General features: G+C 43.0%; 11 protein-coding genes. 7 read left to right on the forward strand and 4 right to left on the reverse strand.

All coding sequences use genetic code 11. The features are described from left to right. Window positions 1–11: 11 nt before the first annotated feature. Window positions 12–1,016 (reverse strand): adenosine kinase, encoded by a 1,005-nt coding sequence (locus FOC32_RS11400; protein WP_175967500.1) that lies wholly within the window; start codon window positions 1,014–1,016, stop codon window positions 12–14. 264 nt (window positions 1,017–1,280) lie between these two features. Here FOC32_RS11400 and FOC32_RS11405 point away from each other — a divergent pair, with 264 nt between their 5' ends. The 3 genes from FOC32_RS11405 to FOC32_RS11415 all read left to right on the forward strand — a co-directional run bounded on the left by FOC32_RS11405 (window position 1,281) and on the right by FOC32_RS11415 (window position 5,982). Next, on the forward strand, window positions 1,281–1,730 hold the full coding sequence (locus tag FOC32_RS11405) for a GNAT family N-acetyltransferase (RefSeq protein WP_175967502.1): 450 nt from the start codon (window positions 1,281–1,283) through the stop codon (window positions 1,728–1,730). Between the two features lie 147 nt (window positions 1,731–1,877). Continuing rightward, window positions 1,878–4,817: an insulinase family protein gene (locus FOC32_RS11410; RefSeq protein WP_175967504.1), complete on the forward strand. Its 2,940-nt coding sequence runs from the start codon at window positions 1,878–1,880 to the stop codon at window positions 4,815–4,817. 22 nt (window positions 4,818–4,839) lie between these two features. Continuing rightward, entirely contained in the window at window positions 4,840–5,982 is a 1,143-nt protein-coding gene (locus FOC32_RS11415; protein ID WP_175967506.1) for a phospholipase A, read from the forward strand. Between the two features lie 64 nt (window positions 5,983–6,046). Here FOC32_RS11415 and FOC32_RS11420 read toward each other — a convergent pair whose 3' ends face one another. From FOC32_RS11420 to ilvA, 3 genes are all read right to left on the reverse strand, one after another. After that, complete coding sequence (locus tag FOC32_RS11420) at window positions 6,047–7,387, reverse strand: TrkH family potassium uptake protein (RefSeq protein WP_175967508.1); 1,341 nt, start codon at window positions 7,385–7,387, stop codon at window positions 6,047–6,049. Beyond that, window positions 7,384–8,040 (reverse strand): potassium channel family protein, encoded by a 657-nt coding sequence (locus FOC32_RS11425; RefSeq protein WP_125278300.1) that lies wholly within the window; start codon window positions 8,038–8,040, stop codon window positions 7,384–7,386. Before FOC32_RS11425 ends, FOC32_RS11420 begins: the two co-directional genes overlap by 4 nt. 163 nt (window positions 8,041–8,203) lie before the next feature. Further along, window positions 8,204–9,742, reverse strand: coding sequence for a threonine ammonia-lyase, biosynthetic (gene ilvA, locus FOC32_RS11430; RefSeq protein WP_175967510.1), 1,539 nt, complete (start codon window positions 9,740–9,742; stop codon window positions 8,204–8,206). A gap of 104 nt (window positions 9,743–9,846) precedes the next feature. Here ilvA and rpiA point away from each other — a divergent pair, with 104 nt between their 5' ends. The 4 genes from rpiA to FOC32_RS11450 all read left to right on the forward strand — a co-directional run bounded on the left by rpiA (window position 9,847) and on the right by FOC32_RS11450 (window position 13,420). After that, on the forward strand, window positions 9,847–10,518 hold the full coding sequence (rpiA, locus tag FOC32_RS11435; protein WP_159122734.1) for a ribose-5-phosphate isomerase RpiA: 672 nt from the start codon (window positions 9,847–9,849) through the stop codon (window positions 10,516–10,518). Between the two features lie 144 nt (window positions 10,519–10,662). Continuing rightward, window positions 10,663–11,343, forward strand: coding sequence for a M48 family metallopeptidase (locus FOC32_RS11440; protein ID WP_175967512.1), 681 nt, complete (start codon window positions 10,663–10,665; stop codon window positions 11,341–11,343). Between the two features lie 198 nt (window positions 11,344–11,541). After that, a complete protein-coding gene (argC, locus tag FOC32_RS11445; protein WP_175968211.1) occupies window positions 11,542–12,597 on the forward strand; it encodes an N-acetyl-gamma-glutamyl-phosphate reductase in 1,056 nt (351 codons plus the stop codon). Window positions 12,598–12,673: 76 nt separating this feature from the next. Beyond that, window positions 12,674–13,420 carry a DUF6776 family protein gene (locus FOC32_RS11450; RefSeq protein ID WP_175967514.1) on the forward strand — a complete coding sequence of 249 codons (747 nt, stop codon included), beginning with the start codon at window positions 12,674–12,676 and terminating at the stop codon, window positions 13,418–13,420.

Raw genomic sequence — 13,420 nt, forward strand, 5'->3', positions numbered from 1 at the left:
AATTTTAAACATTAAGCACATTCCTTAAGAACATCTTTCAATAATGCTGCGTATTCTGAAACAGCCAGACGTGGACCAAATTGCGCTACCACTTGGCTAGACACTAAAATTGCCAGTTCTGCTGCTGTTTTTAAGCCAAGACCTGCGTTAAGTGCATATAAAAAAGCACCCGCAAAAGCATCGCCAGCACCATTGGCATCTACTGCAGTTACAGCACGGCCCGGTACAGTAAAGCTTTCACCATTATTAGAAATAAGCGCACCCTCAGCTGACATTGTAATGACAACGTATTGGCTTAATTCTTTGAGTTTAGCCAAAGCTGCTTCGATGGTATCTGTTTCGGTGTACATCAATGCTTCTTGCTGGTTGCAGAATAAGAGATCTACACCATCTGCAATCATTTCATCTAGACCGGCACGGGCATATTGCACCATGGCAGGGTCAGAAAGAGTAAATGCGATTTTAACCCCATTGGCTTTGGCAATTTCACGCGCCTGTTTTACGGCCTGACGCGCTGTTTCTGATGTGGACAGATAACCTTCGATATAGAGCCATTTAGCGGTTGTTAATGGCTGGAAATCAATCTGTTTATCTGTGAGTTCAGCAGTAATACCTAAATAGGTATGCATGGTACGTTCAGAATCTGGGCTGACCAGAACCATACAGGTGCCAGTTACACCTTCGCTGATCGATTGGGTTGTAGTTTTAATGCCAGCTTCATTTAAGCCATGCAGATAGATATGCCCCAGATCATCATCACCGACACGGCAGGCATAGAATGCAGAGCCGCCCAAAGCTGCAAATGCAACCGTAGTATTGGCTGCTGAACCGCCTGAAGCCTGACCTTTATAGGTTTGAGTTGCTTTTAAATTTTGATACAGAGTAGCCTGAGCTTCACCATCCGCAAGTTGCATGGTGCCTTTTTGCAAGTGATGTGCAGTTAAAAACTCATCAGAAACTTTAAATTCCTGGTCAATCAGCGCATTGCCAATCGCAAAAAGGTCAACAGTAGACATATTCAAATATCACATTAAAAATGAAAGTGCTAAGTTTACACGATTGCTCGGGTTTGCTGTAGTTCACTGAAACATTTTCAGAATACTTTAAAAAATACTGTAACTTATTCAGCTTGAATCTTTGGTCTAAGAATTGGTTTATTTTTAAACGGTGGAGAGTACAGGCATTGATTTAAAGGTTGGATTTTATTTATAAGATTAGAGTACCAAGCAGTTATACTGGTGCGACATTTGAACAATCATCTAAAACAGTGGTGTGGGTATATGGATATTAAGATTGTAACAGCCGAGCAACTCCCTGATCAGATTGACACTCTAGCGACACTGGCGCGTAAAGAAGGTTATGACCTGATTGATAAGTTAATTGAAGAATACCGCACTGGAAAAAACTGTTTCAGTCAAAATAATGAATTTCTGGCCTGTGCCTATGATGGCATTAAGCTGATTGCCTGTGGCGGCTTAAACCAGCAATGGGGTGATAACGGCATTGAAGAAAGAATCGGCCGAGTACGTCGTTTCTATGTGCATCCAAAATATCGTCAACATGGTGTAGGTAAGCAGCTTCTGGCTTATCTGGAGCAATTGGCACGCCCATTTTATTCAGCACTTTGTTTACAGACCGATACCAAACTGGCAGCCAGTTTCTATCAGAAACAGAACTACGTCTTTGTTGAAAATCACCCGAGTTATAACTATTTCAAGTATATGATCTAGAGATCATTGCCAGACCTGATCATTTAAAAATCAGATGATCAGGTTTACTTAATTCGATCAAAATCCTCGGTTTTCTGCGTGAATAATTCAAACAACTACAGCTATAATGCGAATAATAATTTTTTAATTTAAGCATTAGGAGATCGCATGACTGTAGATGTCACTGAAACCATTTCTCAAACTGTACATCCTGCGTTTCAGTTGGTACGTCAACAACATGTTGAAGCTTTAGACATTTTAGTGTCTGAATATAAGCATAAAGTGACTGGCGCCACCCATTATCATCTGGCGACCAATCATGATGAAAATGTTTTTCTGGTTGCGTTTCGCACTCAGCCAATGGATTCAAAAGGTGAAGCGCACATTCTGGAACATACTGCACTGTGCGGTTCAGAAAAATTCCCGGTACGTGATCCGTTCTTTCTGATGATTCGCCGTTCGCTTAATACTTTTATGAATGCCTTTACAGCGGCAGACTGGACGGCTTATCCATTCGCAACTCAAAACGATAAAGACTTCCAGAACTTATTAGAAGTGTATATGGATGCGGCTTTCGCTGCGAACCTGAATCCGCTGGATTTTGCTCAGGAAGGTATCCGTATTGAACTGGAAAATGGCGAACCGGTATATAAAGGCGTGGTATTTAATGAAATGAAAGGGGCAATGAGCTCACCTTCAGATCAGCTTTATCATACTTTGGCGCATCACTTATTCCCGGACACCACTTATCACTACAACTCAGGCGGCGATCCTAAAGATATTCCAGACCTGACTTATGAGGAGCTGGTCAACTTCTATAAAACGCATTACCATCCAAGTAATGCTGTATTTATGACCTTTGGCAATAAGTCTGCTGCTGAGTTACAGGAACAGTTTGAAAATCTGGCGCTGTCTAAATTTGGAAAAGGTGAAACACTTTATTCAACGCCAGAAACCCGTTTAACTGCGCCACTCAATGTAACAGAAACCTATGCAGTTGATGCTGAGGATCTGAAGGACAAGACTTATCACGTATTGTCATGGTTATTGCCGGAGGCGAGTGATATCAAGCTACGTTTAGGCTTGCGTCTGGTTGAAGGGATTTTGCTGGAAGATTCAGCATCTCCACTACGTCATTACTTGGAAACCTGTGGTTATGCACAGTCAACTGGTCCATTCATGGGCGTAGATGATTCCAACTTTGAAATGACTTTCTACTGTGCGGTTCAAGGTTCAAATCCTGAACATGCTGAAGAATTCAAAAATGGTGTTTTCAAAGTTCTGGAAGATGTTGCATCTAAACCTGTTGATCAACAGGCAGTAGATGCGATCCTGCATCAGATTGAGCTGCATCAGCGTGAAATCAATGGTGATGGTACACCTTATGGTCTAAGCCTGATCTTGAGCGGTTTAAGCAGTGCAATTCATCATCGTGATCCGGTTGAAGTCTGGGATGTTGATTCTGCGATTGCTTCAGTAAAAGAAGAGCTACAGGATCCAATGTGGTTATCAAATCTGATTAAAGATCATCTTTTAGATAACCCGCACCGTGTTCAACTGACTTTAGTTCCAGATGCAAGCAAATCTACCAAAGAAGCGGAAGAAGAAAAAGCACGTCTGGCTGAAATTGGTAAAGCTTTAACTGAAGAGCAAAAAGCAGAGATCAATGCCCAAACTGAAGCATTAAAGATCCGCCAAGATACCCCAGACGATTTGAATCTGTTACCTAAAGTCGGTCTGGAAGATGTGCCTGCGGAATTGCAGATTGTTCAAGGCCAGTTGCGTGAGATTATCTGTAACCGCGTAGATACGCCGTTGAATCTTTATCATGCAGGTACTAATGGGATTTATTACCAACAGGTATTGGTGAAAATTCCAGATGAAGTGGTGCAATCACCGTATTTCAACCTATTGTCTATTTTAATGGGTGAAGTCGGTGCGGGTGAATATGATTACCTGCAATTCCAGCAACTGCAAACAGCAGTCAGTGGTGGTCTGGGCATGGGCGCTTCATTGCGTTCTAAAGTGGATGACAAAAACAAGATCAGTGCGTGGTTAACTTTAACGACTAAATCTTTGGCTAGCCATCTGGATGCGATCCGTCTGTTAAAGATCGGTTTTGAGCAGCTACGCTTTGATGAAAAAGGCCGTATTATTGAGTTATTACAACAGCGTAAAACTCGCTGGCAATCACGTATTTCCGGTTCGGGTCATAGCTATGCGATGCAAGTGGCATCACGTCAGCATAGCGCTCTAGCCTTGCGTGATTATCATAATACCGGTCTGGGTGCTTTGAACTGGCTGATTAACTTGGTCAATCAGGCTGAAAAAGAGCCAGCAGCTTATGACGCCATGATTGATGAATTAAAACGCATTCATGCAGTCTTGCTGCAAGCACCAAAACAATTCCTGTTGGTATGTGAAGAACAGCAGTCTGAGCGTCTGATTGAAGAAATTCAAAACGTGTGGGACAAACTGGAAGTGAATACCGCACCTGCAGAATTGACTCAGGTTGAAAAAGTTAATCATAGCAATGATGAAGCCTGGTTGATTCAGACTAATGTGCAGTTCTGTGCAGCAGCTTATCCTGCGGTGGAAGTTTCACATCCTGATGCTGCTGCCTTGATGGTATTGGCAGGCTACTTGCGTAATGGTTATCTGCATAGCGCAATCCGTGAAAAAGGCGGTGCTTATGGTGGTGGCGCAAGCTATGACGGCAATGCATGTTCATTCCGCTTCTATAGTTATCGCGATCCACGCTTAGCAGAAACTTTCCAGGACTTTGATGCAAGTATCCAATGGTTACTTAACGCACCTCAACAACCGCATCAGCTGGAAGAAGCCATCTTGGGTTTAATTGCTAGTATGGACAAACCGGGTTCACCAGCAGGTGAAGCGATTACCGCCTGTTATGCCTATTTACATCAACGTACACCAGCGTTCCGTAAACAGCTTCGGGAACGTTTGTTGCATGTCACTTTAGATGATTTGAAACGTGTCGCACAGACTTATCTGGTTGAACAGCAAGCTTCAAAAGCGGTGGTTGCGCCATTTGCCAAACGAGAAACTTTAGAACAACTCGGCTTTACAATTCAGCAAGTTCAATAAATAAAAACAATGAGGATAGAGGATGGCGCTTAATTCTATTAAGCGCTCAACTTTGCAGCTGGGCGTTTTGCTTGGCTGTGTAGTTGGGACGCAAGTAAATGCGGAAGATAAAACTGTAGCGAGTAGTCCGATGCCGGCAACGGCGGAGGCTTGCTCCGCGGTTGAAACTAATTCAGAACGCTTGGCCTGTTATGATGCGGTATTTAAAATACCGGCTGATAGTAAGCCTGAGATTGTTTCTGAACGGCGTGCAGTCATAGAAATTGCGCCTGAACCCGATAACCTCAAAGCGAAAATTGAACAGACCGTTTCCAATATCTATGCTTCTGAAGGATCAAAGCTGACTCCGGCTTTATCCTTGCTGGATAGTCGTTGGGAACTGTCGCCGGAAAGTAAACTGGGTACTTGGAATATCCGTTCCTATCAGCCGATTTATCTGATGCCAGGATTCTGGACTTCCAAGAAAAACGAGTTTCCGCAAAGCGAAAACCCAAATAACACGGTTAAAGAAGACCAGAATTTGACCTCGATTGAAGGGAAATTCCAGTTATCTTTAAAAACCAAGGCGGTTGAAAATATTCTGGGTGATAACGGGGATCTCTGGCTGGGTTATACCCAGTCTTCACGCTGGCAGGTATATAACTCGGAAGAGTCCCGACCATTTCGTGAAACCAATTATGAGCCTGAAGCAAGCCTGATCTTCCGCACCAATTATGATCTGTTTGGTTTGAACTGGCGTATGCTGGGATTGACGCTTAATCACCAGTCTAATGGCCGTTCGGATCCATTATCTCGTAGCTGGAACCGGGTAATGCTGAATCTCGGTTTTGAAAAAGACAACTTCGCCATGATGCTGCGCCCTTGGTATCGTATTGAAGAAGACCGGGCTGATGACAATAATCCCGAGATTAAAAACTATATCGGGCGTGGGGATTTAACTGCGTTTTATCGTCATAATGCCCACGATTTTTCCCTGATGTTGCGTCATACGCTAAAAGGTGGTGATGATAACCGTGGTGCAGTACAGTTTGACTGGTCATTTCCGATCAGTGGGCGTCTACGCGGTCAATTCCAGCTCTTTGATGGTTATGGTGAAAGTCTGATTGATTATAATCACCGTGCGACCTATGTGGGCTTGGGTGTATCCTTAATGAATTGGTATTAATCTGTTTCATATAAAAAACCACGCTTAGGCGTGGTTTTTTTGCTTATACCTATTCATTTAAATCTTAACCAATCTGAATTTCTGAAGGCGGATGTTTAAGACGGCTTTTCTTCGGTGTTGCAATTAAATAGGCAAGGGTCAAAGGTCCTAGACGACCCGCATACATCATAAGCATCAGAATGATTAAACTCGCTGGTTGTAATTCTCCAGTGACACCACGTGTTAATCCAACTGTACAGGCGGCAGAAACTGCTTCAAATAGCAAGTCTAAAAAATCATGATCGGGTTCTAGAATGAGTAAACTCATAAAGCCGGTCATGACCAGACCTGCGGTAATACACACAACCGCTAAGGCTTTAAAAGTAGTTTTCTCAGAAATAGAATGGTTGAACAAGCGAATTTCATCTTCACGGCGTAGAAAACTGATTACGCTGATCACCACAATAATAAACGTACCAACTTTAATTCCACCCGCCGTACTTAAGGAGCCGCCACCAATAAACATTAAAAAAATGGTGACTAGACTTGAGGCATCGCTCATCTGGTCCATGGGCAGACTATAAAAACCCGAAGAGCGGGGAACAGTGGCATGGAACCAGGCATTGAGTGCCTGATCACCTACACTCATCAGCGCTAAAGTCTGTGGATTAGAGGCTTCTAATAGCCAGAGTACAATAAAAGCACTCAGGTTAAGGCCCATAATCGTCGTTAGAATCAGCTTGCTATTCGGGCTAAGCTTGCGCCAGCTTTTATTCTGTTTTACATCCATCAGAACCAGAAAACCGATCCCGCCAATGATATACAGCATGCTGATCGTAAAGGTCACGAAATACTGGCCGGAAAAGCTCATCAAGCTATTGGGGAAAAGGGAAAATCCGCCATTATTAAACGCAGAAACACTATAGAAAGCTGCGTAAAACAGCGCTTCACCAAAAGGATAATCTTCCAGCCAAGCCAAGGTTAAAATTAGGGTGCCAATCGCTTCGAAAAACAGGGAATATAGGAATACCGCTTTAATGGTAAAACTGACTTTCTTCAAACTGGTCTGGCCAATAGATTCCTGTGCCATCACTTGCTGTCTTAAACCAAGTTTAGGAGACAGGCTCATGAAGGCAAGTATGGCAAAGGTCATAAAACCGAGGCCACCACATTGCAGCAGAAACATAATCACGACCTGCCCAAAGGGTGTATAAGCTTCACCAACATTGACCACAGATAGCCCGGTAATCGTCACTGCAGAAGTAGCTGTAAAAATCGCTTCTAACCAGCTAATTTCAGTTTGATGGGAAAAGGGCAGCATCAGTAATAAAGAACCAATAAAAATCAGTCCGAGAAAACCTAAGGCCAACAGACTCGGTGGACTGAGATTAACAATCCTGTTCTGGTTTAAATTTGAGCTTTTCATATGGCCTTAAAATGCTTGGACAAACGGCGTAAAGGTTCTAGCAATCCTTCCACTACCAGAATGTCACCTTCTTTAAGTAACAGCTCAAGATCTACGATATGCTGTATTTCAGTGCCGCGTTTATGCAAAAGAACTTTAATTTCGGGAACCTGGTTCATTAACTGGCGTAAAGGAGTGTCATGATGATTGGCATGAATCTCAATTTTGACAATATAGTGATCGTCTTCAAGTGACATATAACGGCTAACCATCGGATAGCTGAGTGATTGTGCCACACGGACGCCCATATCTTCTTCAGGATGAATAATTTTTTCGACATTCAGATGAGTCAAAATCATATGGTGGGCTTTGGATTTGGCTTTGGCCCAGATTTTCTTTACACCCATATTTTTCAGATGCAGTACACACAGAATACTGGCTTCAATATCTTCACCAATTGCGACTACGACTGCTTCACAGCGCTGGATATCCAGTTCATCCAGAACATGCTCATCGGTTGCATCGGCAATCACCGCATGGGTAAGCTGATCGGAAATATTTTCCACATATTTTTTATCGAGGTCGATTCCAATCACATCATGTTTCAGGCTGATCAGTTGAGTCGCCACTGTTGCACCGAAGCTGCCCAGCCCAATGACTGCAAATAATGCCATGCATATTTCCCTAAATCTTTTTTATTTCAAATCAGTTCATGTCTAAGTACGTATCTTAAAGGTTTTTATAGTTTTCAGCTATCTGGCCTTACATAAATACTTCATACATTTTTTTAGCTGGACATAAAAAAACCGCCTCGAAAGGCGGTTTATATCAAACTGATTATTTCAAGAAACGCTGATAACCTAGGTTGTTGGTGATTTCTTCATATGGATAAGTAATGCTTTCCAATGTCTCAATCAAACCATCTGGATTCTGCTGGGCATCTTCTGCCTCCAGACCGACCAGTACGCGACCTTCTGCAGCGCCGTGGTTACGGTAATGGAACAGGGTGATGTTATGCGTTGGGCCAAGACGTTCTAGGAACATTAGCAGGGCACCTGGACGTTCCGGGAATTCCACGCGGAACAGGCGTTCATTTTCAATATCGGCATGACCGCCAATCAGGTAACGGATATGTAGTTTTGCGACTTCGTCATCAGACAGATCATCAACATCGTAGTCGAATTTCAGGTTTTCATAGATTTCCTGACGTTCTTTTTCACCATTTTTCAGGCTGATACCGACAAAGACCTGAGCTGCAGAAGCATCACTTGAACGGTAGTTAAACTCTGTGATATTACGGCCTTGTAGTGCACGGCAGAATTTCAGGAATGAACCTTTTTCTTCTGGAATAGTTACGGCAAAGATAGCTTCTTTGCGTTCGCCGAGTTCTGTACGTTCAGCGATATAACGTAAACGGTCGAAGTTCATGTTCGCACCGCAAACAATCGATACGATGTTTTTGCCTTCAATGCCGTGTTCTGCTACATATTTTTTGATACCAGCCAATGCCATTGCACCTGACGGCTCTACGATGCTACGGCATTCATCATAAGTATCTTTAATTGCTGCACAGACTTCATCGGTATTGACCAGTACGACTTCTGGTTCTACGAGCGGGCCAGAGTTATCTGATTTTTGTAAACGGATCACATCAAATGGTTTTTCACCGATTTGTGCCACAGCAGTACCATCGGCAAATAAACCCACTGATGGCAAAATTACGCGGTCATTTACATCAAAAGCGGCTTTTAAACATGCAGATTCTTCATATTCTACAGGAATCACTTTGACATGCGGTGCAACATCACCTAAGTAAGCTGCAACACCTGCGATCAGGCCGCCACCGCCAACTGCAACAAAGACATATTCTACATCGCGCCATTGACGCAGGATTTCATTGGCAATCGTACCTTGACCTGCCATCACCAGTTCGTCGTCATAAGGCGGAATGAAAGTCATGCCATCTTCTTGGGCACGCTGAATGGCATATTTGTTGGCAACGTCAAATGAATCACCATGTAATACTACTTCACCCCCTAAACGTTTTACTGCTTGGACTTTAATGTCGGGCGTGGTCTTTGGCATCACAATAATCGCGCGAATACCCAGCTTTTTCCCTGACAGTGCCACGCCTTGTGCATGGTTGCCTGCTGAAGCTGTGATAACGCCACGTTCGAGTTGTGATTTTGGTAATTGACTAATACGGTTATAGGCACCGCGTAGTTTAAATGAAAAGACCGGTTGTAAATCTTCACGTTTAAAGCGAATGTTATTATTTAAGCGTTCGCTAATTCGTGGCGCTGCTTCGAGTGGGGTTTCGATTGCAACATCGTAGACCGTTGCTTGTAAAATTTGTCGAACCAAACGAGACAGCATGTTAATTTTCCATCTAACAGTTTAAAATAAGACTCTATTGTAACAAACCACACGGCTTTGCGGTTTAAAATTACTGCAAAAGTCCAAATTAGTTGAGTGATGTCATGAGTCTATATGCAACCCAAGATGAGAAAAAACAAGCTGCAGCCAAAGCGGCTTTAAAACACTTACCAAAAGGGGGCATTTTAGGCGTAGGTACAGGTAGTACCGTTAACTTTTTAATTGACCTTTTACCAGAACTGCAATTGGAAGCTGCTGTTGCAAGTTCTGAAGCGACTGCACAGCGTCTGAAAAAATTAGGCATTGAAGTGGTTGATATGAATAGCGTGGGCGGTTTAGATGCCTATGTCGATGGTGCTGATGAAATTGACCGTCATATGCACATGATCAAAGGTGGTGGTGCTGCGCTTACACGTGAAAAAATCGTGGCGTCGATTGCGAAAAAATTCGTATGTATCGTCGATGATTCGAAATGGGTAGAGCAGTTGGGTCGTGATTTCCCATTACCTGTTGAAGTGATTCCAATGGCACGTTCAGCAGTCGCACGTAAGTTGGTGGCATTAGGTGGTGATCCTGCTTACCGTGAAGGTGTAGTGACTGATAATGGAAATGTTATTTTGGATGTGCATAACCTGAATATTCTGAATGCGCTTGAGCTGGAAAAAACGATTAATGACATTCCAGGCGTCGTATGTAACGGTATTTTCGCGATCAATAAAGCGGATATTGCGATTGTTGCGACCAATAATGGTATTGAAGAGCGTACAGCGATTTAAGAAATCCTCCCTGACCCTCCTTTTTCAAAGGAGGGAAAAGTCTTTAATTTGATAAAGCTCCTCGAAACTTCTATAAGTTTGAACTTCCCCCTTTATTAAAGGGGGATCGAGGGGGATTAGTAAAATAACGATTAAATATAAAAAATGACCCTAAACGACCTGCCCGAAATCCAAATCACCCGAAATGTTCGCTCAACACGTCTCAGACTGCGTGTAGAGGGTGATCAAATCCGTTTAACCGCACCTGTATTTTGTAGCAAAAAACAGATTCAAAATTTTATTGACCAAGCGGAAAGCTGGCTACTCAAAACCTGGAAATTGCAGCAGGAAAAAAATCAAAGTATTGATAGATCTTTACCAGCAGAATTGCAGCTTTTTAATCAGACTTCACCCATTCAGATTGTTTATCAAAGTCAGAAGCAGAACTTCCTTTTTGATGCTGAAATATTACAGTTGTCGATTAGTGATCGAAATCCTGAAGGATATTTAAAAGCTTTTATTATTTCTTATGCCAAAGAGCAGCTGCCTGTTTATCTGAACAAAGTAAGTCAAGAAACAAGATTATCATTTAACATTTGTAATGTTCGCCAGCCGAAAACACGATGGGGCAGTTGTTCGGCCAAACATGACATTATGCTAAATAGCGGCATCATTCTGTTTCCTGAAAATATCGTGCGTTATTTATGTGTGCATGAACTGGCCCATACCCGGCATTTTGACCATAGTCCTCGTTTCTGGGCGGAAGTGGCAAAGCATGATCCAAACTATTTAACTCACCGCAAAATTCTGAAAAATACCGTAATACCATATTGGTGGACAGCTTAAGAATATCTTTAGAGGAACTCGGATAGTATTTATTCACTTCCAAATAGCCTAAGCAATAGACATAATTCTCTCAAAGTTTTTAAAAACACTCAAAATAAAAGGGTAAATAAAAAACCATCAATCCCTAGTGAAACAGTTTAGAAAACCTCAAGTTCCTGTCATACTACAGCCCATAAAGGAAACATCTAGTTTGAGGTAATCATCGTGATTTCAGTGGGTATTGTGGGTGGTACAGGTTATACAGGCGTTGAACTTTTACGTCTATTACTGCGACATCCGAATGTAGAGGTTAAAGCACTGACATCACGTACTGAAGCAGGCCGCCGTGTCGATGACATGTTCCCGAGTCTGCGTGGACATACGGATCTTCAGTTTTCTGATCTCAGCCTTGATCTATTAAAATCATGTGATGTAGTATTTTTCGCGACACCACATGGCGTTGCCATGAAACATGCTGAAGAACTTGTTGCTGCCAATACCAAGGTAATTGACCTTGCAGCGGATTTCCGTTTGCAAAATCTGGCACAGTTCGAAAAATGGTATGGCATGGAACATGCTTGCCCAGAAGTGTTAAGAGATTCTGTTTATGGTCTGTCTGAGCTTAACCGTGACCAGATCAAACAGGCGAGTGTAATTGGTAATCCGGGCTGTTATCCAACGACGGTTCAGCTTGGTTTGGCACCAGTTTTAAAGGCGGCAGAAGCTTTGGTAAAACCAGAAAGCATTATTATCGATGCAAAATCTGGGGTATCAGGTGCAGGCCGTAAAGCCAGCCTGGGCATGATCTATTCTGAAAATGCTGATAACTTTAAGGCTTATGGCGTTGCAGGTCACCGTCACCATCCTGAAATCGTAGAAGCACTAGAAAACATTTCAGGTCAAAAAGGCGTGTTTGACCATATCCTGTTTGTGCCACATCTGGTGCCGATGATTCGTGGGATGTTATCAACGATTTATATCGATTTAACTGAAGCAGGTCAGGCAGCTGACTTGCAGTCACTGTACGAGCAGTTCTATGCCAATGAACAGTTTGTTGATGTGATGCCAGCAGGCAGTTCGCCAGAAACCCGTTCGGTACGCGGTGCCAACCAGTTGCGTATCGCACTGTATAAGCCACAACCAGCCAAACTGGTGATTCTGGTGGCTCAGGACAATCTGGTCAAAGGTGCAGCTGGTCAGGCAGTACAGAACATGAACCTGATGTTCGGCTTTGCAGAAAATGCAGGCTTGAATAATATTGGTTTATTACCATAAAAAACGTATTAGAACTTCACACACATTTAGATTTGGATTTAAATGTGTGTCTTGAACAAAGTATACAGAGATCAAAATGCCGAATAATGAGTCAAACATGACGATCCAGGAACCATCTACAAAGAAACCATTGATGAAAGGCAATACACCTTTGGTAATCGGTGCTGCTGTGTTGATTCTGGGTAGTGGCTTGCTGGGCTATACGGTCGGGCATCGGCAAGGTTTGACTGCGGTGGGCTTTGAGGCGGATGCAGAACAATTGGTTGAAGTAGTACAAAAACAGAAAACCAGTCTGGAAACACTGAATAAATCTCTGAATACAGCGGTACAGGAACGTGATCTGGCCGTTAGCAATGCTAATGATCTTTATCTGGCTGCAAATAAGGCGCGTGATGCTCAAGAGCAGGCTGAAAGCGTTGGTACGATTTATCGTGAGATTTTGCGTCAACGCGGTGGTCTGGCGCTGACAGTTCAACATCTGGGGATTAAAGCCTTGCCTGATAATGCCTTCGAATACCAGATTGATCTGATTCAGGTCAGCCCGGGCAAAAATCGCGCCTCTGGTACAGTGGAGCTACGTTTGATTAAGGGTACTGAAATTCTGGTCGTGCCGCTTGAAGATAAAAACTTTAATTTCGACAATTATGAACGTTTGACTGGTCGCTGGACCATGCCTAAAGGCTTCAAACCAGAATTTATTGAAGTGCGTCTCTCAGGGGCTAAGCCTGTGATTCGCCGTTTTAGCTGGGATCAGGGGAAAGCTGTTGAAAGCCAGTCAACAGTCCTGTCAGAGATTCCAAAAACTGAAGCAAATGCAAATTAA

The sequence above is a fragment of the Acinetobacter sp. FDAARGOS_724 genome (assembly GCF_013364475.1).
GTDB lineage: Bacteria > Pseudomonadota > Gammaproteobacteria > Pseudomonadales > Moraxellaceae > Acinetobacter > Acinetobacter variabilis.